Origin of the sequence: Sphingomonas sp. DBB INV C78 (assembly GCF_042693015.1) — a bacterium.
GTDB lineage: Bacteria > Pseudomonadota > Alphaproteobacteria > Sphingomonadales > Sphingomonadaceae > Sphingomonas_E.
This window is the reverse complement of the sequence record NZ_CP170544.1, coordinates 3,537,017-3,562,414: the sequence shown is the minus strand read 5'-3', so window position 1 is coordinate 3,562,414 and position 25,398 is coordinate 3,537,017. Positions and strand designations below refer to the sequence as shown.

24 protein-coding genes and 1 pseudogene are annotated in these 25,398 nt (G+C 60.2%); 13 read left to right on the top strand and 12 right to left on the bottom strand.

Going from position 1 to position 25,398, the window contains the following annotated elements; all coding sequences use genetic code 11:
• Window positions 1–62 precede the first annotated feature (62 nt).
• From ACFB49_RS16715 to ACFB49_RS16705, 3 genes are all read left to right on the top strand, one after another.
• Window positions 63–251 carry a hypothetical protein gene (locus ACFB49_RS16715; protein WP_380872397.1) on the top strand — a complete coding sequence of 63 codons (189 nt, stop codon included), beginning with the start codon at window positions 63–65 and terminating at the stop codon, window positions 249–251.
• A 158-nt stretch (window positions 252–409) separates the two neighbouring features.
• Window positions 410–670: a hypothetical protein gene (locus ACFB49_RS16710; protein WP_380872396.1), complete on the top strand. Its 261-nt coding sequence runs from the start codon at window positions 410–412 to the stop codon at window positions 668–670.
• A 5-nt stretch (window positions 671–675) separates the two neighbouring features.
• On the top strand, window positions 676–1,536 hold the full coding sequence (locus tag ACFB49_RS16705; protein WP_380872395.1) for a transglutaminase N-terminal domain-containing protein: 861 nt from the start codon (window positions 676–678) through the stop codon (window positions 1,534–1,536).
• 210 nt (window positions 1,537–1,746) lie between these two features.
• On the opposite strand, the gene ACFB49_RS16700 is transcribed toward ACFB49_RS16705, so the two are convergent.
• The 4 genes from ACFB49_RS16700 to ACFB49_RS16685 all read right to left on the bottom strand — a co-directional run bounded on the left by ACFB49_RS16700 (window position 1,747) and on the right by ACFB49_RS16685 (window position 5,321).
• A complete protein-coding gene (locus ACFB49_RS16700) occupies window positions 1,747–2,835 on the bottom strand; it encodes a calcium:proton antiporter (protein WP_380872394.1) in 1,089 nt (362 codons plus the stop codon).
• 947 nt (window positions 2,836–3,782) lie between these two features.
• Window positions 3,783–4,100 (bottom strand): hypothetical protein, encoded by a 318-nt coding sequence (locus ACFB49_RS16695; protein ID WP_380872393.1) that lies wholly within the window; start codon window positions 4,098–4,100, stop codon window positions 3,783–3,785.
• Window positions 4,097–4,507, bottom strand: a complete 411-nt coding sequence (locus ACFB49_RS16690) for a hypothetical protein (protein WP_380872392.1) — start codon at window positions 4,505–4,507, stop codon at window positions 4,097–4,099. The genes ACFB49_RS16695 and ACFB49_RS16690 overlap by 4 nt, the downstream gene beginning before the upstream one ends.
• Before the next feature lie 229 nt (window positions 4,508–4,736).
• Window positions 4,737–5,321 carry a DUF4142 domain-containing protein gene (locus ACFB49_RS16685; RefSeq protein WP_380872391.1) on the bottom strand — a complete coding sequence of 195 codons (585 nt, stop codon included), beginning with the start codon at window positions 5,319–5,321 and terminating at the stop codon, window positions 4,737–4,739.
• Between the two features lie 761 nt (window positions 5,322–6,082).
• On the opposite strand from ACFB49_RS16685, the gene ACFB49_RS16680 reads away from it, so the two are divergent.
• Window positions 6,083–6,379, top strand: coding sequence for an SEC-C metal-binding domain-containing protein (locus tag ACFB49_RS16680; RefSeq protein ID WP_380872390.1), 297 nt, complete (start codon window positions 6,083–6,085; stop codon window positions 6,377–6,379).
• 828 nt (window positions 6,380–7,207) lie between these two features.
• Here ACFB49_RS16680 and ACFB49_RS16675 read toward each other — a convergent pair.
• Window positions 7,208–7,702, bottom strand: a complete 495-nt coding sequence (locus ACFB49_RS16675) for a hypothetical protein (protein WP_380872388.1) — start codon at window positions 7,700–7,702, stop codon at window positions 7,208–7,210.
• A 30-nt stretch (window positions 7,703–7,732) separates the two neighbouring features.
• Here ACFB49_RS16675 and ACFB49_RS16670 point away from each other — a divergent pair, with 30 nt between their 5' ends.
• Complete coding sequence (locus tag ACFB49_RS16670; protein WP_380872387.1) at window positions 7,733–8,095, top strand: hypothetical protein; 363 nt, start codon at window positions 7,733–7,735, stop codon at window positions 8,093–8,095.
• On the opposite strand, the gene ACFB49_RS16665 is transcribed toward ACFB49_RS16670, so the two are convergent.
• Genes ACFB49_RS16665 through ACFB49_RS16655 form a run of 3 tightly spaced genes read right to left on the bottom strand, consistent with a single transcriptional unit; the run spans window position 8,089 to window position 11,925 of the window.
• A complete protein-coding gene (locus ACFB49_RS16665) occupies window positions 8,089–10,410 on the bottom strand; it encodes a TonB-dependent receptor (RefSeq protein WP_380872386.1) in 2,322 nt (773 codons plus the stop codon). The two genes, ACFB49_RS16670 and ACFB49_RS16665, sit on opposite strands and share 7 nt — an antisense overlap.
• A 14-nt stretch (window positions 10,411–10,424) precedes the next feature.
• The gene (locus ACFB49_RS16660) at window positions 10,425–10,742 is read right to left on the bottom strand and encodes a 2Fe-2S iron-sulfur cluster-binding protein (protein WP_380872384.1); all 318 of its coding nucleotides are present in this window, start codon (window positions 10,740–10,742) and stop codon (window positions 10,425–10,427) included.
• Window positions 10,735–11,925: a cytochrome P450 gene (locus tag ACFB49_RS16655; protein WP_380872383.1), complete on the bottom strand. Its 1,191-nt coding sequence runs from the start codon at window positions 11,923–11,925 to the stop codon at window positions 10,735–10,737. The genes ACFB49_RS16660 and ACFB49_RS16655 overlap by 8 nt, the downstream gene beginning before the upstream one ends.
• Before the next feature lie 297 nt (window positions 11,926–12,222).
• Here ACFB49_RS16655 and ACFB49_RS16650 point away from each other — a divergent pair, with 297 nt between their 5' ends.
• Entirely contained in the window at window positions 12,223–12,945 is a 723-nt protein-coding gene (locus ACFB49_RS16650; RefSeq protein WP_380872382.1) for a helix-turn-helix transcriptional regulator, read from the top strand.
• Between the two features lie 132 nt (window positions 12,946–13,077).
• On the opposite strand, the pseudogene ACFB49_RS16645 reads toward ACFB49_RS16650, so the two are convergent.
• Window positions 13,078–13,708 (bottom strand): annotated as a pseudogene (locus ACFB49_RS16645) (tyrosine-type recombinase/integrase).
• On the opposite strand from ACFB49_RS16645, the gene ACFB49_RS16640 reads away from it, so the two are divergent.
• The 4 genes from ACFB49_RS16640 (at window position 13,707) to ACFB49_RS16625 (ending at window position 17,910) form a co-directional block, all read left to right on the top strand.
• A complete protein-coding gene (locus ACFB49_RS16640) occupies window positions 13,707–14,057 on the top strand; it encodes a type II toxin-antitoxin system ParD family antitoxin (RefSeq protein WP_380872381.1) in 351 nt (116 codons plus the stop codon). The pseudogene ACFB49_RS16645 and the gene ACFB49_RS16640 overlap by 2 nt on opposite strands.
• Window positions 14,054–14,380, top strand: a complete 327-nt coding sequence (locus ACFB49_RS16635; protein ID WP_380872380.1) for a type II toxin-antitoxin system RelE/ParE family toxin — start codon at window positions 14,054–14,056, stop codon at window positions 14,378–14,380. Before ACFB49_RS16640 ends, ACFB49_RS16635 begins: the two co-directional genes overlap by 4 nt.
• Before the next feature lie 602 nt (window positions 14,381–14,982).
• Window positions 14,983–15,324, top strand: coding sequence for a hypothetical protein (locus ACFB49_RS16630; RefSeq protein ID WP_380872379.1), 342 nt, complete (start codon window positions 14,983–14,985; stop codon window positions 15,322–15,324).
• Between the two features lie 1,542 nt (window positions 15,325–16,866).
• On the top strand, window positions 16,867–17,910 hold the full coding sequence (locus tag ACFB49_RS16625; protein WP_380872378.1) for an IS110 family transposase: 1,044 nt from the start codon (window positions 16,867–16,869) through the stop codon (window positions 17,908–17,910).
• Between the two features lie 345 nt (window positions 17,911–18,255).
• On the opposite strand, the gene ACFB49_RS16620 is transcribed toward ACFB49_RS16625, so the two are convergent.
• Window positions 18,256–18,915 (bottom strand): sigma-70 family RNA polymerase sigma factor, encoded by a 660-nt coding sequence (locus ACFB49_RS16620; RefSeq protein ID WP_380872377.1) that lies wholly within the window; start codon window positions 18,913–18,915, stop codon window positions 18,256–18,258.
• 544 nt (window positions 18,916–19,459) lie between these two features.
• Between ACFB49_RS16620 and ACFB49_RS16615 the strand changes: the two genes are divergently transcribed.
• Window positions 19,460–20,104, top strand: a complete 645-nt coding sequence (locus ACFB49_RS16615; protein WP_380872376.1) for a response regulator — start codon at window positions 19,460–19,462, stop codon at window positions 20,102–20,104.
• Between the two features lie 785 nt (window positions 20,105–20,889).
• On the opposite strand, the gene ACFB49_RS16610 is transcribed toward ACFB49_RS16615, so the two are convergent.
• The gene (locus tag ACFB49_RS16610) at window positions 20,890–21,162 is read right to left on the bottom strand and encodes a hypothetical protein (protein WP_380872375.1); all 273 of its coding nucleotides are present in this window, start codon (window positions 21,160–21,162) and stop codon (window positions 20,890–20,892) included.
• Between the two features lie 1,039 nt (window positions 21,163–22,201).
• On the opposite strand from ACFB49_RS16610, the gene ACFB49_RS16605 reads away from it, so the two are divergent.
• Together ACFB49_RS16605 and ACFB49_RS16600 are read left to right on the top strand one after the other, a co-directional pair.
• Complete coding sequence (locus ACFB49_RS16605; RefSeq protein WP_380872374.1) at window positions 22,202–22,756, top strand: outer membrane protein; 555 nt, start codon at window positions 22,202–22,204, stop codon at window positions 22,754–22,756.
• Window positions 22,757–23,116: 360 nt separating this feature from the next.
• Entirely contained in the window at window positions 23,117–23,590 is a 474-nt protein-coding gene (locus tag ACFB49_RS16600; RefSeq protein WP_380872373.1) for a hypothetical protein, read from the top strand.
• Between the two features lie 598 nt (window positions 23,591–24,188).
• Here ACFB49_RS16600 and ACFB49_RS16595 read toward each other — a convergent pair.
• Window positions 24,189–25,394: an MFS transporter gene (locus ACFB49_RS16595; RefSeq protein WP_380872372.1), complete on the bottom strand. Its 1,206-nt coding sequence runs from the start codon at window positions 25,392–25,394 to the stop codon at window positions 24,189–24,191.
• Window positions 25,395–25,398: the final 4 nt, after the last annotated feature.

The window sequence follows — 25,398 nt, the reverse complement described above, 5'->3', positions numbered from 1 at the left end:
GAAAACCGACCGGACGACGGTTTTCCGGGGGGCGGGCGGGCCAATCCATCGAGGAGCAGCACATGGGCATTCTTCTTGCGCAGACAGAAATTGAGGCCGCCGAACTTATGACTAACCTCGGCATCACCCGCGTCCCTGCGGATCAGTACCACTACAAGGCCTGGCGATATTCCAACCTGGGCGACGCGGTCGCCCAGGCAAAGCGAGATCTCTTGTCGCCGAGCCTCAATCAACCGAAGGATACTGCATGAGCACAAGTCAACGCAGAGGAAACAAGGAAGCCCGAAAGCCGAAGAAGCTGGCGCCGGCGAAGGTCAACGCGTCTCAGCCATCCCTGAAGGGTATTGTCACCACTCTGGCCAAGGGCTGATGGCACAGCACACCTGTCTTATTGGGAAAGGAGAACGCCATGAATCCATCCTCTGTCTTCTGCCGAGCTCAGGAAGCGCTTCAGCTTGAACGCGCCGCCGGTGCTTCACTTGCAAATGTACGGTTGATTGCCGAGAAGGCGGCCGCAAGTTGGAAAAAGGAGGCCCTCAACGCCGACAAACGCGAGCAACGCTTTGATCGACGTTTGATTGCGACAGGCATGGCGAAGGAGCAAGTGTCGCAGGGCCAGGGCGATCGAACGTCCAGCGAGAACCCGGATCGCGGCTTCGCGAGCACCTGATCCCGATGGCGCGGCTCTTCATACGGCACCGGACATCTTATCGCTATCGTCAGCCGGTGAGCCTGGAGCCCCATCGGTTGATGCTGCGCCCCCGCGAAAGCTGCGACGTCAGGCTCGTTGCGTTCGACATGACCATCACGCCCGCGGCCATCGTCTCCTGGGCGCACGACGTCTTCGGCAATGCTGTCGCCACAGCGACATTCACCGACAAGACCGAGCGTCTCGTCATCGAGACCGTCGCGGAACTGGAATTGGAGGCGGTCGCCTGGCCGGTCTTCGACATTGCGGCCTCGGCTATCTCCTATCCTTTTCGCTATTCCGACGAGGAAAGAATCGACCTCGGCGCGCTTGTTGAACCGCTTGATGCCGATCCGAGCGGACGATTGCGCGATTGGGCCCAGGCGTTCGTAGCCGGCAACCCCACCAACACGCTTTCCTTGCTCAAGGACCTGAGCGTGGGCGTGCCAGGATGGATCGGTTATCAACCTCGCGATGAGGAAGGTACCCAGACGCCGTTGCAGACGCTCGATCGGGGATGGGGTTCATGTCGGGATTTTGCCGTATTATTTGTGGAAGCCGCACGCAGCCTCGGTTTTGGCGCACGGATTATCTCGGGCTATCTTCATAATCCCGAGGGCGACTTGATGGGCGGGAAAATCGATGGGACGACTCATGCCTGGGCAGAAGTGTATATTCCAGGCGCCGGCTGGATCACCTTTGACCCAACCAATCGCGGGGTCGGAGGTTTTAACCTTGTTCCCGTAGCGGTCGCCCGAACCATTGACCAGGCGGCGCCGGTCGCGGGCAGCTACGTTGGAAATCTGAACGCGTTCGAATCCATGACTGTGGAAGTGTCGGTCTCGTGAATCCCGCATGCGGTTAGAGCCTTGCCCGATTTTCAGCTCGCGCATGTTCGAGAACCACTTGAAAGCATCGGCTCTACAATCCCAGGGGAGAGACCCACGGGCTCGCGATCGACTCAACGGTGGATATGGGGTCTCGCCCGACGGAAATGCGCCTTTAGAGGCGTTGCACGCGCCGAGGCGGCGGCCAAATCCACCCCGCACCTTGCACCGTTACGGGCTGAACACCAGTACCAGATAGACCAGGAACAAGGATAGGTGCGTGGCACCCTCCAACATTGTTGTCCTGGTGCCGGAAAAGGTCAGCGTGTTCAGCATCAGTGTCACCGCCAACAACACCATATTGGCGGAAGACAGGCCGAGAACGATCGTTTGGTCGGTCAGCAAGCCTATCAGCAGGATCGCCGGCACCGTTAATCCGAGGGTCGAAGTTGCGGCGCCGAGACACAGATTGATCGCGCGGGTGAGCTCGTTTGCGGCCACCGCTTTGAGCGCTGATATTCCTTCGGGCGTGAACACGATCATGGCGATAACGATGCCGCCGAGCGCGGGTGGTGCGCCGGACTGCGTGATGCCTTGATCCAGTATTGCGGCAAGGCTCTTGGAGAGGATGATGATCGGGAGGATGTTAGCGAATAGCAGCACTATCCGGCTGGCTGTGCTGCCTATGGCACGAACATGTTTTGGCAGCGCATGCTCGACAGCATCGCCGGGAATGCCCGGTGCAGCTACGAAAAAGCCTCGATGTCGCCCTGCCTGGAGGCACAGGAAAAGGCCGTAGAGGGCGATGGTGAACATCGAGAAGAACGCTGCCTGGACGACGGAAAGCTTGCCGCCGACCGCCGAGGTCGTGAAATTGGGAAGAACCAGCGCAATCACGCTGAGTGGGATTATGAGCGCGAGATAGGCGCCGGCGCCCTGGAGATTGAAGCTCTGCAGACGATAGCGCAGACCGCCGATGAGCAGGCATAGCCCTACGACACCATTCAGCACGATCATCAGCACCGCGAACATGGTATCGCGGCCGAGCGTAGGAACGCCGTTGTGGCCCAGCATCACCGCGGCGATCAGCGCGACCTCGATGATCACAATCGAGAGCGTCAGCACCAAGGTGCCGAAGGGCTCGCCGAGCCGCTCGGCAATCTCTTCGGCTTCCTGGACGACCCCAAAGGCGGCCCACACAATCACCGCCAGCAACCATGCGAACAGGAAGCAAGTGCCGAGCGGATGTGTACCGGCGATCATCGCGTCGCCAATCAGGAGGAAGATAATTACGCTGGTCCATCCAGCGACGAGGCGCAATACAGGTGTCATTCGGACATATCGCTCAGCTCAGCCTCGTAAGTGTGCAACGACGATCGCGATCCAACCGCTAGAGGATCCTTCGGCTCCCACAGCCGTCGCGACAAAGCCGTAAGGGTTGCCCTTGATCGGGACAGCCAATTTCAAGCACCCGCCGACGCAGGGGGGCCGCCGACGGGTGCCCGGCGAGGCAGCGGTTGGCGCGCCCCACACCTCAATTGGTGCTGTTGCTCGTAGCCGAATTGGGAGGCGAGAAGTGACCCATCGGCCGCGAAGAGACGATGGGTCACAACCGGCGCTGGCGATCCCCCACGATCACCAACTGCACTCGCATAAGCGACAAAAGATCAGTCAGCGCGACGGCCTCCCTCATTCTCCCATCGGTCGATCGCGGGATTGAGCCGGGTTCGTTGCGGTTCAGGAAGCCTAGGCCTCAGCGCATCGCGAGCAGGATTGTTCCGGTCCAGATGGGCTGCGTAGGCTTTTGCCAGACGTTCGTGGACGATGCGCACGGAAGAATGCGCCGCCGCATTTGCGGCTGCTAATTCAGTCCGGAGCCGATGGGTAAAATATGGGACATCCATGACGCGACTCCACTACGAGCGGGAGCGCGAAGGTCTCTCAGTCACAGGATGCTCGGGGCGAGTCCGGTAATGCACCTCTATACCACCGACCATGTCCTTCCCCTAATGATCGGATGGCACGAGGCAGGAGCCGCCGGCGTTGCGGCCGTAACGTGGTGGCGGACCGCCGCCCGAAAGCCGCCATTTGGTCGTGGGACGGATATCGGCTGTATGATCAGGTTCGACGGGTCCGCGCTTGCCACGGCAGGCCTGGGAGCTTCTCCATCGCGCAGCCGCACACGGAACATCGGCTGACAAAGTAGCCGCGGTCCCAGCGATTGCAGGCCACGTCCGCCACATGAGCGCCAAAGAGCTTGTGGATGATCATACCCGCGCTCCATCGGGCGCCGTGACTCTCACGAGAATTGCGCCAGACGTAGCGCTTGCATGGTTGCCCATAGCCTCTTTCCCTGGATCCTCATCACGATCGTCCTCAAGCTTGAATTCCAGTGCTATCGCCGCGTCAGCCTCGTTCAGGATGCATCCCGATCCGGCGTCGCGCGCTTCGGCATCTTCGGCCGCGAGAGCCCATGCCGCCGCCGCCGCTAGTGCCACTCTGCGGACATTTTGCAGACCTGCATCCATTGCAATCTGACGATGAAGCGTCTCCTGCTGTCGGCACATGATGGCGGAATTGATCATCGGTCTTTCCGATCGAGGCGATCCCTCGCCACTGTCCGGATCCACATCGGTATGGAGCGCCATGGTGAAATGCCCGCCACTCCGTGCGGTGCCGCGGTCGGCGGATCTGCTGAGGTGTCGACTGATCCGAATAGCGTGGTGGGGATCACATCCGTGGAGGCCATCCGGATCTCGCGATCCCTTTCGAGGGCTGCGGCAAGTTCGGTCGGATCAACCGGATGATGCTCTATCTCGGTAGCGGTTTGAACGCGCAGTGTCGTGGCGACACGGCGATAAACCGCCCGGCTCGCGGTTTCGATCACGTCCTCATCGGTCTCGACATGATATTTTCCGGCCGGCAGATTCAATCCCCCAACGCTGAATGGTGCGTCAAATTCCACCGTCGACGACGTGGTACGAATAGTCATGAAGAAGTCGCCCTGTTACGGGCGGGATCAGCTGCTGTGAAAGACATCGCTCCATCTCCCGATTTGCAAGCGGGAGCACGATGGTCTCTCTGTCACGATTTGCCTGCGGCACAATAAGAGTGATGAACCCTTTTAGCACATCAGAGGCAATGTCGCATCTATTTCCCGCCATCACGCCGTGGGAGTGAGAGGCCGGGCAAGGCTTCACACGAGTCCGGCCTCTCATCGTTCAGTCGGTCGAAAGCGATGCGGGCAGGAGCGCATGTCCCTGACGAAGCTGCTGCTCGATAAGCGCTACGCCGTTGCCCGCCACCTGCTTGAGCGGCTGATCGGTGCCATCCTGGGAATAGCCCTTGTAACTCGCCCAAGCCGACTGCTGAACTTGCGCCGACTGCCTGAGGTAAAGATTGTCGAACGATCCCTTTGGCGTCTTTTCGAGCATCCTGAGCATGGACGCGCGATCGGCGGACAGGCTGGACGTCGGTTTGGCGATCTTGCGCTGGTCGTTGCTCAACGAGGCCATCAGAGTCTTCTGCGCGACCTCGGATTGCGAGATGATGCCCTTGGCATAGTCCTTCACGTCACTTCGCTCCGAACGCGTCAGACTGAGGCGGCCTGCCGCAATCTGGAACTGGTTGGCGTCGGAGGCAGCAGCCGAAAAAGCCGGTGCGTCAAGCCCCTGAACGGGACTGATCTTCACGTCCGTCCCTGTATATACAACCGCGACGTCGGATGCTGTGGTCTGGGCAGCCGCGGCAGTGGCGGCACCAATTGCTGCCGTACCCAGCAGGGCGCCAAGAATAATGCGTTTCATGGGGTGGATCCTTCGTCGCGCGTCGCACGGGAAATTCCCGTCAGAAAAACACGCAGGCCCTTCGAAGTGAGACATGCCGCATGTGTTGGCGAATGATCACTGAGCCGACATCAAACGAAATTGTTCGATCAATGTTCCAAAATATTGCGATCTTGCGAAATATATTATCTAAGTATATTTGAAGTGGTCATTTTTATTATCATTAATCTGACATGTAATCACTTTGACTGGCTATCCTGAGGGGAAGCAGATCGACGGGCGCGGCAGTGGTCGTCATTGTCGGCGCGCATCGGCCGATATGTGCACGTATCACACGAGTTGCACCGGGTTATGACAGGTGGGCGGCGTGCGATGACATTCCTTCAGGTTAGTAGTTCCAAGCACCCGCCGACGCAGGGGGACGGCGACGGGTACCCGGCGAGGCAGCGATTGCCGCGCCCCACAAGGCGGAATCGCGATTGATGGTGTGGCCCCGGGGCGAGTTGGGAAGTGGGAAGTGACCCATCGGCGCTCTCAGGGGGCTAATGGGTCACGACCGGCGCTGGTGATCCCCCACGATCACCAACTGCACTCGCATAAGCAACAAGACATCAGGCGGCGCGACGCCCTCCCTCATTCTCCCATCGATCGATCGCGGGATTGAGCCGGGTTCGTTGCGGTTCAGGAAGCCCAGGCCTCAGCGCATCGCGAGCAGGATTGTTCCGGTCCAGAAGGGCTGCGTAGGCTTTTGCCAGACGTTCGTGCACGATGCGCACGGAAGAATGCGCGGCCGCATTTGCTGCCGCCAATTCAGTCCGGAGCCGATGGGCAAAATAGGGAATTCCATAACGCGTCTCCACCACGAGCGGGAGCGCGAAGGTCTCTCAGTCAAGCGCGGCCTGCGCAGCATCCGGGGCGGTCAAGTCGAACTGCTTGAGAAGCTGGGTCGCAACGATCCTTGCCCCTGCCTCTCGGGCAAGAGACTTCAAGCTTTGTTGCATGAAATTGCACAACCGCCGACACCTCTTTCAGAAAACGCCCACATTGCCGCCATTCAGAGCTCGCTTTTGACTGCCTAATAGCTGCCCTCTGTGCAGATTGAGAACGATGGCCGGTCGCGGGAAGCATTCAGAGGCGGAAAGCCGTCAGCCTTGGTCGGGGGCTCCATACCGTCCGGCCTGTGGCGATGGGGCGGCTTTTACGCCGTTCAGTCTCCGCCTATCATCCCGCGCCTAGCCGGGGGACGAGCGTGTATCGCATTATGATCGAATGTGATGGATCAGTGACGATCTCGGTCCGGCGGCTGCGAGCGACATAGAACGGGAGTTTCGCGAACACCGGCCTTGGCAATCAGAGCCTCATTGCGAGTATCGGAATGGTAAGCTCATCCTTTCAACAACGAACGATTTCGATATTAATGGGAAGGCGCTGCTGGACGAATTTTGGGACTGTCTCGCGGCATATGTGGGAGCGCATGGAGGAATGAAGATCCGGAGCCTTCAGACCGTTTAATCCCGCCTTCCCAGTGTCAGCTTTCAGGCAAGCCAGTTCGGACCTGAATGGTAGCAAAGTCGGCGACTCCCGAACGGCGGCTCTGGTGCCGAAAATGCGAGGCGCCGAACCCGCCGACTAATGCCTTCGTGTTGAAGTCTGCGACAGACCGCCCACACGACATCGGTCCGGTTTTTGGGAGTTTTGAAAACGAACGCTCAGTGTCCGCTATGTCGCACTCCTGAACGGCTGCTTCGTGTGCAGAAATGTTGAAACCGGACCATGGCGCCGCACCGTCCCGTCCGCTGGGCTCCAGGAAGCAGCAGCCGCCATTGCAGACGATGAGGGATTGATGCGGCATACCTAAAAGCTGCCAAAGGCGGCAGTGATCCCGTTGGCGCGCGGCCGGCGACGAACTATGTGCGACTGCAAACTTCGGCAAAGACTGTCCGGCCAATATCGACGAGATAGCCCGCCTGTTGCCATCGATCGCCCGTTTCGATCTCAAGGCCCTCGGCGTTCCTTTGGGTCGGCGCGAAATATAGATGCTGCGCGATACCATTAAAGTCCGCGATCCACGGCAGGAGCTCGGGCGCGAACGCAATCTCTTCGGCCGGATCGGCGTGCGCCAGAAAACCGAAAAAGCACTCCCGCCACAGTCGCCGATAGTCGTCGACGAATGGCCGGGCGTCATCGGCTCCCGTCAGATTTACTTGCATGCAGGTCGGTGTTCCTATCCGTCCCTGGATCAGCCTCACTCGCTCGAAGAATGGCGAGAGAAATGCCGCCTTCGCGTCGAAGTCACCGCTTGGCAGATCATGACCGACATACCAGGGTGAAAGATCGGCCGTGAAGCGCAGTTCAGGAAAGCGATAGATCGCATCGATTGTCCTGCGGATATTCTGCGTCATCGATGCGCGGTGCGTCTCGATTAGCAGTGGATGGCCGTATCTTTCGGCGGGCTCGACGATGGCAGCACACAGGCCATCCACGTCGCCATCGGCCTCCAGTCCGTGGCCCGCGATCAACGTTGTTGCGGCGAAGCCGGCGTCGCGTTGCGTGCGGGCTATGGCATCGGCCTCATGCGGCTCAGTCAGGCGCGCGACCCCGAAAGCTGCCATTCCTGCCGCCGCGGCACCTTCCGACGAAAGTCCCTGAATCGCGGCATAGCCAGCCGCCTTGAGCTTGGTCAGCAGGTCCGGGGCGTCCATCTCAGGGCCCGTGGAATAATCGGGCAGCCCCCACAGGCTGAACAGGTTCAGGCAAGGAACGAAGCGATCGGAAGCCTGCCCATCCATCAGTAGGCAATCTTGAGATCGACGCCGAAGCGGCGTGGCATTCCGAATACCCGACCGGCAAAACCGAGTGCGCCGAAATCGATTCCGGAGGCGACATTGTTGCGATCGGTGAGATTCTCCCCCCACAGCGCCAGTTCCGCCCTGGCATTGCCCAGGGGGATATCCGCCAGGGCAACGCGCGCGCTCAGCCAGCGTTGGCCGGGATCGGCGATCAGATCGCTCAGGGGGTTGGCGTTCGGCAGGTTGAGCGGATGGAAGTAGCGCTTGCTCTGGGTCGAATAATCCGCCCGCACGTTCAGCTGGCCGAACGCGAACGGCGCGAAGGCGTAGGAAGCCCCCGTGTGCGTCGTCCACTTCGGCACATAAGGGAATTTCGCCACATCCTTGAAGTCGCCGACGGTTGCGCCGGTCGGATCGGCGGGATCTGCATAGGGAAATTTGGTGTAGCTGGGATCGACATAGCCGATGCTGCCCTCAAGCCGCAGACCTTCGACCGGCGCCGCAAGGATTTCGACCTCGAACCCGGGATAGCGGGCATTGGCATTATCGGTCACACCATTGGTGCCGGTATATTGCGCCACCTGCAGGTCGCGGTAGCGCGTATAGAAAGCGGCGGCATTGATCCTCAACCGGCGATCGAACCAGTCGGACTTGATGCCGGCCTCGAAGCTGAGCGCCTTTTCGGGCTCGAAGGTGAAATTGCTTTGCGCGGCCGACGCGCGGGCATTGAAGCCGCCGGAGCGATATCCGCTGCCGATACGCGCGTAGAACAGCAAGTCTTCCTGCGCCTTGAAGCTTGCGGAAACATTGAACGCCAGATTGTCGAACGTGTCCCTGGCGGCGCGGTTCAGCGGCGCGGAGGTTGGCGTCGAAGGGTTGTGCTGGTCGACGGATTTCCGATCCTCGGTATAGCGCAGGCCTGCCGTCAGCTCGAGCCGATCGCCCAGCATCGCGGGCGTAAAGCTCGCCTGGCCAAATGCCGCATAGGATTTTGACGTGCCGTCATAGGCCTGTGTCGCGGTGAGGTTGAGGCCGGCCTGTCCGCCGGGAAGCGCGACGGTGTAGAAATTGGGCGTTTCCTCCGCGACATTCTCCTCGAAATAATAGAGGCCGGCGACATATTTGAACCGGTCGCCGTGACCGAGGATCTGAATTTCCTGCGAGAACTGGTCCTGATCGAGCGTCGAGGCGCCGCCGAACAGGCTGACGGGGCCGACACCCGCAGGAGCGAAGCTGACCGGATCGAGCAGAAAACCGAGCAGACCGGGCGGGCTGGTGTGGAGCGGCTGATAGGCGTTCCACTTGCGCCACGCCGTGATGGATTTCAGGGCCGTTGCGTCACCGAGTTCGAATTCACCCGTCAATGAATGGCCAGAGGACCGGCTCTTTTGCTGAATGTCGGGATCGACGTAAGTGATGCTGCCGAGCCGATCGAGCGAGACTCGGAGTGTGCTTCCGCCGAAAAAGGGAGAGGTGCCGAAATAGGCCGCGGAATCCGAGGATTGAACTGCCGGCTGGAAGGCGGGCTCCATGCCCTCCAGATCGGTATAGTCGTAGGAATAGGTGAGCCGCAGTCGGCCCCACTCGCCAACGACCTTGGCCCATATCGCATCGCTGACGAGTGCGCCCGGATCGTGCGAGTCCCGCGCGAGTGGATTATCGACATAGCCGTCGCGTTCGCGATGCTGATAGACGAGCGTCGCGCGAAGGCCCGTGCCGCCGAGTTCTCCGGTATCGACACGCGTGCGGGACGACCATTCGTCGAAGCTCGCATAGCTGAGCTTCGCCTCGAAGCCGAGTGCATTGGTGGGATCGCGTGTCACGATGCTGACTGCGCCGCCGGTTGTGTTGCGGCCGAAAAGCGTACCCTGTGGGCCACGCAGCACCTCGATCCGCTCAACTTCGGCAAGTTCGATATTGGATGATGCCTGCCGGCCGAGATAGACCCCGTCGAGATAGACACCGACCGGCGTGTCGATCGTCGTCAGCGGATCCTGATTGCCGATACCGCGGATGAACGGGGCGAGACCCGTCAGCCCGCCCGGTAACTGGGTTAACGATACGTTCGGCGTGAATTTGGCAATCTGACTGAGCTCAACGACGTTCAGTTGATCGAGCAGTTTGCCGTCGAGTGCCGAGATCGACACGGGCACATCCTGCAACTTTTCTTCCTGTCGCCGCGCGGTAACCACGATGTCGCCGAGGCCGTTTTCGGCCCCGGCGACACCCGCCTCCTTTTCCTGTGCGTTCGCCGGCATGGCGGTGGATGCAATGGCAAGCATGGAACATGCGGCCAGGTGCGCGCGGACACGCGTCGTCATGATATTCCCCCCGATTATTTCTGGTCTGGTAGATGAATGATCAGCCCTGCGTGCTCGTCCGCGATACGGATCTGGCACCCCAGCCGACTGTTGGGTCTTCGATCGGCGACAAGCTCGAGCATTTCGGCCTCTTCGTCGCTCGGCGGATCGATGCGCTCCACCCAGGCGTCGTCGACATAACAATGGCATGTCGCGCAGGAGAGAAGCCCGCCGCACATGCCGTCGATGCCCGGCAGCATGTTGAGGAGCGCACCTTCCATGACGGTCTGGCCCGTCAATGCATCCACGCGATGGCTGGAGCCGTCCGGCTCGACATAGATGACCTCAGCCACCGGTGATCTCCCCCAATGCTGTGGATGGCGCGAAGTTTACGGGAAGGTGGCTGTAGCCCCGCACGTTGGCGGAATGGACGCGCCGTGCCCCGGCTTCGTCCACCACATAGTCCGGCATCAGCGCCAGCAATTCCTCGATCGCAATCCGCGCTTCAAGCCTTGCGAGCGGGGCGCCGAGGCAACTGTGAAGGCCATAACCGAAGCCAATATGATCGCGCGCGTTGCGGCGGATGTCATAGGTTTCCGCATCGGCATATTTGCGGTCGTCCCGGTTGGCCGAACCGAACAGGATGGCGACCCTGGCACCGGCAGGAATTGTGCGCCCGTGCATTTCGAAATCGCTCAGCATGGTGCGCGCCTGAAGCTGCACCGAGGTGTCGAAACGGACGGTTTCCTCGACGGCGGCCGCGATCAGTGACGGATCGTCCAGCAGCCATTGTCGTTGCTCCGGATGGCGGAACAACTGGTAGATCATGTTGCCGATGAGCTTGGTCGTCGTCTCGTGCCCGGCGAAGGACAGGATCTGCATATAGCCCATCGCCTCGACATGGCTGAGGCGACCTTCACGTATCGCCGCGATCAGCGCGCCGACCAGATCATCGCGGGGCGGTCCGTCTGCCCGCCGACGCAATACCGCGTCATTGTAGTTGTTGATGCTGGTGAGCGCCTCCAGGCCCGCTGCTGGAAGCGCCTGAACCCCTTCGTCGCGATGGATCGTGGTGTTCGTCCAGTTGAGGAGCATTTCGTCATCCTCGGGCGGATGGCCGAGCATCCGGCTGATGACGAGCATCGGCAGGCGGCAGGCGAAATCGTCGATGATGTCGATGCGACCGATCTCGGCATGGCAGGCGAGGAGCGAGCGTGTGGCGGCGCGCACCATATCTTCCAGCCTTGCGATCTTCGTTGGCTGGAAGAGTGGGCTCATCACATGGCGCAGGCGTGTGTGATCCGGTGGATCGCTGCTCAATACATCCTGCAAGGCGGGAGTATCTTCCAGCGTAGTGCCCGATGCATTCGAGAAGGCAGAGAAGTTGCGAAGGGCGGCCCGGCAGTCGTCGTAACGTGAAACGACCCAAAATCCTCGCTGCTCGTTGAAATAGAGAGGCGCCTCATCCCTCAACCGTCGATAAACGGGATAGGGATTGTCATGGGTCGCATAACTGTACGGATCGAACTCAACCAACTCGCTTCTCCTCTCGGGCGGAATTTGCGCGAGAGGTGGCGAGGACGGCAATGCGTGCGGATGGCGCCATTCGGCCAATAGATGCTGCACGATGGCCAAATCGCATCCCGCGGCGCGGCGCACCTTGATTCAGACATGGATTATGCGGAAGCTGCAGCCACAGCGGCGAAAAGAGCGCGAATGGAGAGGAACTGGCAGGTAGAAGGCGGCCTTTCGGCCGGCGGCTTCGCCTTCGAGCTGCGGCGCTATCAGTGGCCGTCGCCGAACGAACTCGTGCATGAACAGCCGGCGCCCATATTGGGCCTGGCGATCGGCCCACCCCCCGTAGGCGAGAGCCGGCTGCACGGAGCGGGTTCGCGCGCGCGTTTCCGCAAGATCGGGCGGCTGGTGTTCACGCCGGCAAGTGTGCCCTTCGATATCCGTGGCAGCGGTGGCGAAGTTCTGGTTGCAGCCTGTTCGATTTCGGGCGGCCTGTTTCGGCGCCTGTCGGGCGATCTTGCCTGGGACGAGAGGCTGCTCGAAGCATGTAGCGACATTTACGGAACGCCCATCGAAGCGGCGATGACGCGTCTGCTGGGAGAGGCATCGTCGCCCGGATTTGCCAGCGACATCATGCTCGAGGCTGGCGGCGCGATGATTGCTGTCGAACTGACCCGATTCTTGCGCAGGCCAGGGTGCGGCGAACGTCCAAAGGCGCGTCGACTCTCCGCGCAACAGATTGCGCTGATTGAGGAGCTTGCTGATGAAAGCGCGACGACGCTGGAGGAAATCGCTGCCCGGAGCGGGCTCAGCATCCGGACGCTGACACGCAACTTCAAAGCCACCACCGGACGAACAATAAGCGCGCTGATCGAGGAAGCCCGCATCCGGCGGGCACGGGCATTGCTGAGCGATCGCTCACTGCCTCTTAAAGTTGTGGCCCACCGTAGCGGCTTTGCCAATGCCGGGAGCTTCGGAGCTGCGTTCCGGCGTGCCACGGGGCAAACGCCAGGGCAATTTCGCAGCGGCGCGATCTCATGATCGAGGATCCAATCGAGTGCCTGGAGCCGCCGACATAGCCGACATTCAACGTCCCTGGAGTGAGCCCGAAAAGCGGACGCCTGTTCATTGCGCCGTGGATCGGCTCCTCGCCGGAGTGAGGAGCCGCCCAGGTTAGATCTCGGTGCGCTCGGCAAGGATCAGGGCGTCATCGATATCGACACCGAGATACTTGACGGTGTTCTCGATCTTGCTGTGGCCGAGCAGGATTTGAACGGCCCGCAGATTGCCGGTGGCCTTGTAGATCATCGAAGCCTTGGTCCGGCGCAGCGAATGGGTGCCATATTCTGCGCCGTTCAAACCGACCGCAACGACCCACTCGTCGACCAGACGTGCATATTGGCGCGTGCTGAGATGGCCGGTGTAGTCGACCCGGCTTGGGAACAAGTAATCGCCAGCCCGACCACGGCGCTGCTCCAGCCATGCCGATAGGCTTGCCCGAGCATTGGTCATCAGCTCGAACTGAACAGGTCTCCCGGTCTTCTGCTGAACGACGGTGGCTCGATCCCTGATGCTGTCCCCGGCAAAGAGATCGCAGATTCTGATTTTCACGATGTCGCAGCCGCGCAATTTGCTGTCGATCGCCAGGTCGAATAGGGCGATCGCGTAGGCGCCGGTGTTCGTCGAGAAAGAAGCGTATGGCCCAAAAATCCCTCGCTTTCAGAGGGCGCTTGGGGCCGACAATCAGCCCCGCGTTCCAGGCGCGCCGCTCGCGCGGGGGCGGATCCAGATCTGAATGTCCCATGGTTCATCTCCTTCGGCCGGAACCGGCCGCAGAGATTCTCGCTCCATTTCCGAACGCGGGCTCGTTCAAGGATCTTGCCAATTTTTGCCAAACACGCTATTTACGGGACATGAGCACGATGAACATCTCGCTGCCTGAGGCGCTCAAGTCATTCGTTGACCAACAGGTCTCGGGTCGTGGCTTTGGGACGAGCAGCGAGTATGTCCGGGAACTGATCCGGAAGGACCAGGATCGCCAGTATCTGCGAGGGCTCCTGCTGGACGGTGCGGCTTCAGCGCCGACGGAAGCGGTGGATGCCGGATATTTCGATCGCTTGCGTGATCGCGTTCGACGTCGCGTCACGAAGTGACTGCCAAGCCAGTGATCCCGCGCGCGTTGGCGGCGCGGGATGTCGATGAAGCTGCGGACTATTATGCGGACGAGGCAGGCGGGGATGTTGCCCTGCGCTTCATTGATGCGCTTGAGCAAGCATATCGACTGATTTCAGCAAGGCCCGCGACAGGTTCGCCGAGATACGCCCACGAGCTGGATCTGCCGGGATTGCGCAGCCGCCAGCTGGCAGGCTTTCCGTATCTCGTTTTCTATCTTGAACGGCAAGATCACATTGACGTCTGGCGCGTGCTTCATGCCCAGCGTGACATCCCATCGTGGATGACCGAAACGGGTAGCTGATAGGCGCTACCGCCGCCAAAGCCGCCTTTCCGCGGTCAATTTTGACCGCCTGATAGCTTCCGTTCGTTCAGATTCGGAACGGTGGCCGCTTTCAGGCAGTCCCCTTCTCCGCGATCGCGTCGGCCTTGTCGGGGGAAGCGGTCATTGCGGGATAGGTCACGCTCCGGCATTGTTTCGTCATGAACTTGCCAATCCGAGCAATCTTAATCGCAGCCTTTCCATTCGTCGTGGCCGGGTGCGGAGGCCAAAAAGCAGCCACACCATTTAATGTGGTCGTTCGCGGACCTGCCTCGTCATGCACCATCGAAGTTGAAGGCCGCAAAGTCACAACAGATGAACTGCTAGCGATCGCTCGCCCGGAAGCGAAATCAGGACGGTGCGCCCACGTCGATTCGGATATGGCAGAGACGCCCTATCGATGCTTGGGCGGCGTGATTTTCACGTTACAAAGGGCGGGTTTCGAAAACGTTGGATTTGTTGCGGAGCCACCTCCTCAACAACCTTAGAAAAACGTCCGCAATGTCGGCGTGTCCCGACAGGCAGGATTTTTCCAGCCTTGCCGGCGATTATGGCGGAAGTGTCGGGGGTAGCGGACATCGCCCTTGGCAGCGGTGCTCGAAGTCTGCAATTATCGAAGAATGCCTGAAATTGTAACACTTCACCTAGCGCAAGCCGTTGCCGCGGATGTCAAAGGCTATCGTGCGGGCGCTCGTCACGCGATGCTGATATTCATTCGTGGCGAGCCTTCAGATCAGGATAATGCACGCGCTCGCGAGGTTGCTGGTAAAGCTGGGTGGATCTTCGTTGAAATTCAGAGATCCAAGGAGCTTGGCGGCGACGTAGAATTGATCGAGGACGATACACTGCGAGACGCCGCTGAACATGCTCTACAACATGGACAGTGTATCGTCACCTATCGAGACGAGTTGCCGCCGGACAGCTAAGGAATGTCCGCAACGTCGGCGGGTCCGGACTGGCAGGATTTATTCTGGCGATGGGCGGGCGATACCGCCCAAAAGTCGCGTGCGGTCGCTAGTTCAGCAGCATGATGGTGCCCTGCACGCGCTCCAAGCGGTTTCCGGCACCTGTGGACCAAGATACGACCCAGCTTACTCCGCCCACGCCTTCCCAACTCTGCCATTCGCCACAGCGCTGATGATCGCACCCGAGCGTCGGGCCAATCCTAAACCCCTGCTGCTTAAGAGTGGCAACGACACGGCTCTCGGGTGTTCCCGCCGGAAACTGACTTTGCAGGCGCGCCTGCCAAACAGCATGATCTTCCACTCCAGCAACGAGTGGCGGGGGCTCGTGCCTGCCGCAACCCAGCAGGATCATCGGCAGCAACGCAAAGGCCAAGTATCGCTTCCGGATCATACGCGAACAATAGCGTCTCTTTTGGCGTCCGCTATGTCGGCGTGTCCGGAAAGGCGGCTCTGGCGCCGAGAATGCGAATAGCCGACCTTAAGAGGCACGCCAGCAGCCAGAGTCTCACTAGTCGGGAGAAACGGTCATTGGAGTGAAACCATCCTCACGATAGGATGGCCAAGTGGGCAGTCGACTAGCGAGATTTCATAAAGTTGCGGCGCTCGCTGAAGAGCCGACGCCACTCCGCAGATTTGTCGCCGCTGCCGTTGCCGGGGTTGGCGCCCTCATTTCAACTCAACTTGTCTTGGGCATAATTTGGGGCGCCGGTTGGGGCGCCGTGCCGTTCGCGACGGTGGCGATGGCTGTGGCAGCTGCCATCGCAGCTTGGACCACGAAGCGTGCGATGGCGATCGTTTTTGGGATCCTCGCCACCATTTGGCTGCTCCTTGAAGGATTGATCTTGTTGATTGTCTGCGTTGCCGCGGCCTTAAGCTAGGGCGAGTCCAGAAGGTCCGCGCCGACTTTCCGCGTAACCGCTTGCCTGCCATCGGAGACAGCCTTGTGATCGGTGGCGCCGCCTCTTGAATGGCTAAAAGGTAACGACGCTCCACGACTTGAGAGGGGCGCCTATTTCTTCGGTCATGCCACCTCATCCTGAGGCGCAGCCCTAAATCCTCGAATGATCCATGACGTCGCGACCACAGCAATGACGAGTGCCACAGACAATCCTGTAAAGCTCGTAATCCCATCAACCATGCTCAGAAACGCTCGGCGCCTTGCTTCCCAAGCGACATCCGCGTCATTGCATGCCATCGCATTTGGATAATACAGCGAGATTCCACGGAGGCACGTGAGGACCGAGTAAGTTCCCCACAGACCCAGCGACGAGACGGCAGCAACAAGTGCGATACGCTTGCTGCCACGTTTCACGTTTCTTTTCATCATGACGTTCTATCATGAAAATTGGAAAGCAAATGCCAGTCGGTTCCGCACCCGCCGACAAAGATGGTGTATCGCGGCGGCTGCGATTTTTAGCGCAGGCGAAGTTGCAGCCCCTTTACGTACGATGCGGTAGTCGGGGTCGATCCTGACCTCGTGCATCGAGGGAAGGAGTGATGGCGATGGCGCAATTCGCAGGTCTGGATGTCTCGGTGAAGGAGACGTCGGTATGCGTGGTGGACGATGCCGGCACGGTTCTTTGCGAGCTGAAGGTAGAGACCGAGCCCGACGACATTGCCACCCTGCTGGCATCAGTCGGCGATGACTATGTTCGGGTGGGGGTCGAGGCTGGCCCTCTATCGCAATGGCTGGTGAGCGCTCTGATCGAGGCAGGCTTACCCGTGGTGTGTGTCGCGACCAGGCACATGAAGGCACTCCTCAAGGCCCAGCAGATCAACAAATCCGATCCCAATGACGCCCGCGGCATCGCGCAGATGATGCGCGTGGGGCTGTTCAAGCCGGTGCACGTCAAGACGCTGGCCGCTCAGGAGCACCGGATGCTGCTGACAAGCCGCAAGCTCGTTCAGCGCAAGTTGCTCGACATCGAGTGCGACCTGCGGGGCACGCTGCGCAATTTCGGGTTGAAGGTCGGCCCCATCAGCCCGAGCGGATATGACGCTCGTATTCGGGACTTGGTCGAGAACTTCCCCATGCTTGCCGCGATCGTCGAGCCGTTGCTGAGCGTTCGGCGCGTGATGCGCGAGCAACTCGCCGTCCTCCACAAGATGGTGCTCGAATTGGTTCGCCATGACCCGGTTTGCAGGCGCCTCATGACCGTACCCGGTGTCGGCCCCCTTGTGGCGCTTACCTATCGGGCGTCGGTCGATCAGCCGCACCGGTTCGTTCATTCGCGGGAAGTGGGCGCGCATGTCGGATTGACGCCCAGGCGACATCAGTCGGGCGAGATCGACTACAACGGCGGCGTGTCGAAATGCGGCGATACCATGCTGCGTGCGGTGCTTTACGAAGCGGCGCAGTCGATGCCCTGTCACAGCCAGAAATGGTCCTGGCTGAAGGCATGGGCTGTGCGGGTCGCCCAGCGCCGGGGCATGCGCCGCGCCACCGTGGCGCTCGCCAGGCGGATCGCCGCCATCCTCCATCGCATGTGGGTTGACGGAACCGACTTCCGCTGGAGCAACGATACCGTGCTCGCACCGACGGCCTGACTTACCGCAATACGAAACGAAAGGTTCTGCCTCGGCAGGATGATGTCCTCACGGGGACGACGGGTGGGTGAGTTCGTAACGTCCGCAGATCCTGCCGCTCCGGAGGCAAGGGCGCGACAAAGATTGAACCGCTCCATCCTTCTTACCCCATCATGAGGCGGCCCGGTGCCGACCTCGAAGAGAAGCGAGAGCCTCGTGGGACAACGTCGGCCGGTACTGACCCAAACACGGAGGTCACCTCATGCCGTGAGCGAACCCCCTTGACCTCGGCCGCGATAGAGAAGCGGTCGTTGACGGGGCTATCCGAACTTCCCTTTAGCGGACTTCCATTCAGGTCGGGATCTATCAGATGGCAAGGGCTTCTGGATCTGGCGAGGGCATGTTGGCGCGAGCGCCGCTTCGAGCTCGACCTTCCTCGACTTCGGCGGCCAATAGAAGGATTGGATCACCGCAGTTCTCCTTGAATGACCGCGGCGACGAGAATCTGCCACTGGCAAGAATTTCCTCCAGTGCCTTCCGTGCCCGAGTGAGCCGACTTTTCACTGTGCCGAGGCACACGTTTATTACCTCCGCGGCCTCTTCGTAGGAAAGTCCGCCCGCTCCTATGAGAACGATCGCCTCGCGCTGTGTCGCGGGTAATTGCTGGAGTGCGCGATAAACATCCTGGAGTTCGATCACGCGTTCCTGCGAGGCCGGGCGCGCAAGCGCTATTTCGGCGGCGAGATCGTTCCATTCCCCAACGAAACGTTTCCTGCGCATCTGGCTTAGGAATGAGTTGCGGAGAATCGTGAAAATCCAGCTCTTGAATTGCCGCCGGGACTCGTAGCTCCGGCGGGCAGCCCAGGCTTTCAGTAAGGTGTCCTGCACAAGGTCATCAGCCAGCGCTCGATCTCCGGACATGCTGCGCGCGAAAGCGCGAAGATCTGGAATGACCGATGTTAGATCTGCTTTGAACTCACCGTCCGTCAGACCAGATCTCGGGCTATTATTCTCGCAATCGTCCATCGCGGACCTCGCTTGGCGAAGCGCATTTCAAACCAAAGGCTGCGTTCCGAGTTCCCTGACTTCAGGGAACTGTCCCAGACCTGAACACTGTTTTTGTGGGGTTACCAATGCGCGCCATTCCGTGTTGGATTTGCGACATTTTGCGCCGCATGGATTGCATGTACGAGGAAAGCGCATGGCTACGTGGAAGCGACACCGCCCCCGATCGGCATTTGAATCCCCATGCCAAGGTTGCCACGGAATAGGCGTTGTTAGGGGGATTGCACCCGAGACCATGAGGTTCCTGCGCCAGGCGGATGACCGGTGGCTCGAGTGGACCGGCTCTGATGGCCGTAGTCGCTTGCTGTCACTTGAAGTCGTGAAAAGATATTGCTGTGTCGGGCGATATTTTCCTCTTCATTTGTGATATATCCCAAATCGTCGGGATATAGTTTGTTTTGGAATCGCAGTCTGGCGCGGCAGGAGCGATGGATAAGAGGTGCCTATTCAATTCCTTCAGGCCAAGGCATTGGCGCATTCCACTTCGCCGGCGCAGGCTTAGATCATGCCGACGGGGCTCAGAATTCTTATCGCGGAAGATCATGATCTCATGCGTTGTGGCGTGCGAGCGCTGATCGAAACGCGTGCGGGATGGGAGGTCGTCGCGGAAGCATCAGATGGTCACACGGCGATTGGGCTCGCGGCCGCGACGTTGCCAGATCTCGTTATCACTGATTATTTGCTGCCGAGGTTGAATGGCCTCGAGCTTACGCGGCGCCTGAAACAGGCATTTCCGGACATCCCGGTGCTGATCTACACCATGCACGATCGGGAGGACATCGCGCTTGAGGCCCTTCGCGCCGGCGCGCGCGGCTATGTGTTCAAGACAGATACGGCTGCCCAATTGATGGAAGCGATCGAAGTGCTTTCGACGGGCAGCCCGTATTTCACCGGATCAATTGCCGAGAGCCTGCTCGACCAATTCCAATCATCCGCACGTGCCGAATTGTCCACGCCGCTCACTCGGCGAGAAGTCGAGATCGTTGAGCTTGTCGCCGCGGGCAGGACCAATCGGGAGATCAGTGGGCTTCTCGATATTCGGCTTAAAACCGTCGAGTCGCACCGACTATCCGCAATGGATAGACTGAATGTAAAGGGGACAGCTGAATTGGTTAGGTACGCGGTTCGCAACGGGTTGATTGAAGCCTAAGACGCCGACGATCCGCGGTGGCGCGAGAATAGCCTTCTTAATACGGCGATGATGTCGCGAGACTGGCCAACCAACGGCCGTCAGCCTGGACGCTCAAGCTGATACTGTTTGTCTCGGCACCAAACTTGAGAATGGGCGTTGAGGCCGCAGGGAGACAAGCCCTGCGCTGCGTATCATGCGCGAGCGGGTCGCCACCCCCCCCGGCGGCCCGCTCATCCATCCTGCACGCTAGAGCACCAATCTGCATGGCGGTTGCCGCCGACATAGCTGCCATCCAAGGTTCGAACACGCCTGCCCAAAACCCGTCGCTCATTCAGATTAAATGACGGGTGACTCCGTTATTGACCAGCCAGCAGTGGGCACGGCCAAAGCTGAATTCGCGCGCGCTGAGAACTTTCACGGCTATATGACGCCCCGAGTTCGGTTATGTTCGTCCGCCAGCCTGCGGGTATAGTGCTTGGCGAATTCGTGATGAATCCGCCCAATGGCAGGATCGATTGCGGCGCGAGCCTTCTCTTCGGACGTGCGACGGCGATTTTCGAGATAATCTCGTTCACTTTGCTGGGGCATGAAAGAGTCCGGCTCAAAGCGGCAGCTCTCCAATTGCTGTCAGGCGGCGCATCGCTTTAGGATTGAAAGCGCCGATAAACGGGACATACACCAAAACTTTGTGCCCCTGCGCTGATGCACATCAACCCTCATTGACCACCACGAAACCCATTCGGGCGCCGTCATGCCGTCTGCCGATCACGGAATTGAGATAATATGCTCGGCATTCGGAGGGATCATGGTTCGCTTCCCGCGCTCGTCTGAGCAGCGCCGAGGAAATGCCCCTTGCGGTCGATCTCACATTGAAATCCAATCGGGACAGCGCCCGGGCGCTCGAGGGTGCCCGTGATCGCCCAGCTTCCATCCGCGCGACGGGCAGGCGGCCGTAGTTTCAACCGCTCGGCGCTTGTCTCGAATTGTTCGAGAACATGGGTCTGGCAAGTCTCGACCATCGAGACAGTGGTATCTGAAGGAGCGGCCAGCAAAGCAACAAGCCCGAAGATGTACATCCGAAATCCTTATTAATGCGCCACTGAACATGTGCCGCTAAACGAGCAAGCCCGTTCGCAGGTCCGCTCGGGCACGCCGTCCACCAACAAGCAATCCACCGCGAGGGCCGTTTTGCCCCGTACCCTCTTGTCAGTCTGCCACCAGAACCGGGGCGTCCAGGGTTGCCACCAGCAGATGTGACGCGCAGATGTCAGCGGTCGCGTCGGTGTGGATTGGGGCCGGCTGGTCTAAAAGCCCAATTAATGAACTGCTTGCACGCAGGGCGTTGAGGAAAAAGGGCCATCGGGGAGCGGCGTGATGTCTGAAAGAAAATCATCCGCCAGCCCTGCGACGAGGTCCAGCGATGTCCGGTTTGCCCATATACGAGATGCGCTCCAATCCTGCTTTTCGTCAGGATCGTTCAACCAGGAACTGGACGCGCTTGTTTCGGTACTCAACGACATTCCGATCAGTAGCCTGGACAGGAAGATCGACCCGGACGCGTGGAAGGATTAGGCTCGGAACAATTCAACCCATGCCTGGCGCGGCGTAGAACCGACGCGCCCGGCTCTCACACGCGCCGCATCCGGTTTGGCAATAAAGGGGCTCAGGTAGTCGTTCACCGCGTTAACGGCCAATGGGCATCACTGCGGTAATCGACGCCCATCGGTGGCATTTTGACGCGACAGCGAGATCACGGTTCGAACGAGCTGTCCGACAATCTTTTCGTTCTTAGCTCCTGGCTGATTCGGGAGGTCGGAACCCGAGGATGGGTTCGAGCGCTTATAGTGAACTCTGCGGCAGTCACCCCCCTTTGCCCGGAGATATTTCGGCCCGCCGACACCCCCCCGTCGGCGGGCCGTTCCATTTCCGCATGCCCTCCTAAGTGCGGTGAACACTCTCGGAAACAGGCCGTCGCGCGATGGCCTGTGTCTATTATGTCACTGATAAGATTAGCTTTGGCCGGATGAAACTCCGAGAATAAGCGGATGGTTATCGCAGTCCCGCCTGTTGCGGGAGACAGCCCGGCTCGCCGGGATCATCTGTGGAGAGTACCCAATGAAATTTGCCCTTATCGCGGCCGCTTTCGCGGCATCGATCGGCAGCGCCGCCGTCGCCCAGTCTACCTCACCTGACGGCAGCGAACCCGCCGTCGGCTTCGAGCCCTATGTCGGGGTGCTGGGCGGCTACCATAATTTCGACCGCAGCAGCGAGTTCGGAACCGTCGGCTCGCGCGGCAAGATGGACGGTGCCCTGATCGAGGGCGTTGCCGGCGTCAACATACCCTTGGGACCCGTCTTTGTCGGCGTGGAGGGCAATGTCGCCAAGGGCTTCAAGGACATCGACTGGGAATATGGCGTTCGCGGTCGTGCCGGCGTTCGCGCAGGCCAAAGCGGCCTGATCTATGCGTCGGCTGGCTATCAGTGGGTCAATGGCCGGAAGGGCTTCTCGGACGAGAAGGCCTGGACCTATGGTCTCGGCGTCGAAGTTGGTCCGAAGGAAATCGGCATGGCCGGGATTTTCGGCGAGGCTGGCCCGAGGCTCCGTCTCCAGGCAGACACCTATGACTTCGACAGCATCCGCCCGATGGCGGGTGTGGTTTTCGCCTTCTAATCGCTCGGTTCCGCGCCTTATGCGAGGCGTGGAACCCCTTGATCTATAGGTTACCGGCAGCGGCCAATGGCATTTGGAAGCGATCAGCCGACCGGTCCATGTGGATGTTGCCGGCTCCTGCGACTAAACGAACAGCCAAGCCCGATGAGACATTCAACGGTTTTCAGGTCGAGCCGCTTGGTTGCGAAGGCGAGGCAGATTGTGCTGGCGACCAATCTCGTGAAGACTGCGGCGCGCATATTCTCCAGCAAGCTCGCGCGGCGTTTCATGTCGCTCTTGCCGCAAAATCGCGTCTTGCGGAGCGATTTCCAGATTGACCATCGTGCCCGCCGCATGACCTTCTTGCCATAGGAGTGAAGCATGGCATTGATCGACGCCGATGCGCAGGTTCCCCAGGTTGTAGACCTTCCGTCTGACCTAGCGCAGCGCGCGCTGCACGCGATCAGGCACATATATCTTGAATCGCACGACGATCTGGAAGGGACGCTTGGTACCCTTGTTCAACACCCCGTTTATGAGCTCCACCCGATCGGGCTCAAAATGCAGGGTAAGGCGCTCGTCCGTCGCTATTATGAGCATTTCTTCGGCGAAGCGCGACGGCACGTCGTGGACTATGTGGTTCATGGCTATTGTTATGGCGAAACATCGATGACCGTGGAGGTCACAATAAGCTGGCGCTACGACGACGGTGTGATCCGGAATTTCCGCAATCTGACCGTGCTGCCCTATGGTTCAAATGGCATCACCGGGGAACGCATGTATGCCGAGGACGAGTTTTTCCGTGTCCTGTTCGGACCTATTCTGACGGAACTTGAACATCTCCACGTCGATTGATCGGCCCGAGCCTCGCAGCCGCTGTCGCCGACATTCCGGTCGTTGAAGTCGCGCATTCGGCGCCCTAATTCCTGCCGGTCATTCAGCTTAGCCCGATCGGCCTCCGGCAAAGACAGAGTCGTTGCGCCTGAATCAACTTGGAAAGAGTGAGGGGTGGCCAATGGCCACCCCTCTTCCGTCGCGAACGAAGCATGGGTAGTGCCTCTCTTGTTCCGCCGATGGCGCACGATCCTTAGGGGGACGATAGGCCATGGTTGGCGGCAATTCTCGCGCTGGAATTCGTGCTATTGATTGGCCGCCGGACCTGTTGGAGCAAGGGCGGTCGACGCCGGGGCTGATACCGGGGTGACAACCGCAGTTGGAGCAGCCTCGACAGTCAAAGGCTGAGTGGTGGCAGAGGCGAACGCGAGCTGCACGTCCTCGTCAACGAAACCCTTAACCGCCGCCCCGACGGGATCCGACTACGTGCCAACATGCCCCGATTTACTGCTTGCATCCGAAGGGGCGTCCACAGATGTCGTTTGTTCGCGCCGCGCTCGGGGGGAGCGTCCCTACCGCAAGACCGCAGAAGGCGCCTGATGGGGTCAATCTGGCGAGATCATTGTGGATCGGTAGCTTCAACTCGCCAGCCCGGACATTCATCGCCACGCCGGGAGGCTTTCCGCCGCAGGAATATGAGCGGCAGGCCATAAGCGATGACGACAGCCAATATCAGCGGCAGGCGCGATGGCTGCGCGAGGATGAAGAACATGAAGGACGGGCCGATCGCCATCCCGAGGTAGAGCAACTGGCTGACCGCGCCGCCTGTCGCACCGACGCGCGACGGATCGGGCGCGACCTTGGGAATGTTGGTGGTGATCCAGGCGAAGAGCAGGCCGCCGCTCACCGCACCGACGAACTGCGCAGCAAGCGCGAACGAGGTCGGCATCGATGGCGCATAAACCAGGAGCGTAGCGACTGCCGAGACCAGGGCGCCGGAGGTTGCGACCAGCTTCACATTGGCGCCGCGGTTGAACAGGAAGCCGGCGATGATCCCGCCTCCGACCGAACAGGCGATGCTGCCTGCCGAAATCACGCCGATCCAGGCGGGCGGGACGCCATGTTCGTTCATCAGGAAGGTCGGCAGTGCCGAGCCCGCGCCGAGCTTGAAGATCTGCAGGAAGATGATCGCGCCGAGGAAGCCGAGCACGGCGGGGTAGCTGTAGATCGACAGCGCCGAGCGGATCGGTTCCCGGACGACGGGCCGCGCCGGTGCCTCGGGAAGAAACGGCGTCAGGAACAACGCTACGAGCAGCAACACGGCGTGGCCGGCAAACACCCACTGCCAAAGTGGCGTCCCTGCGATCGGCGATACGGCTGCGATGGCGAGGGCGCCGCCCATCGGTGACGCGACCGACCAGAAGGCGAGGGCGGTCGTCTGGCGTTGACCCTCGGTCGTACGGATCAGCAGTGCCAGCGCGCCAAGCACGACCGCGATATAGCCGATCCCTTCGAACAGGCGGCAGGCGATCAGCACGTCGAAGCGGGTGGCGAAGAAGCCGGCGGCGCTGCCCGCGGTTGCAATGACGAGGCCGAAGCGAATGGCGCGAAGTTCACCCAGTCGGTCGATCAGCCAGCCGCCGACTGGCGCCGAGATCGCGGCGACCACGGCGACGGCCCCGATCACCCAACTGGCCGTCGGCGCATCGACGCCGAAGGTCCGCACCACGTCCGGCACCAGCGCCAGACTCTTGCCGTGGCATGCCGCGATAAGCTCGGCATAGAAGAAGATAAGCAGAATCGAACGCCAGCTTCCCGCCTGCATCCTG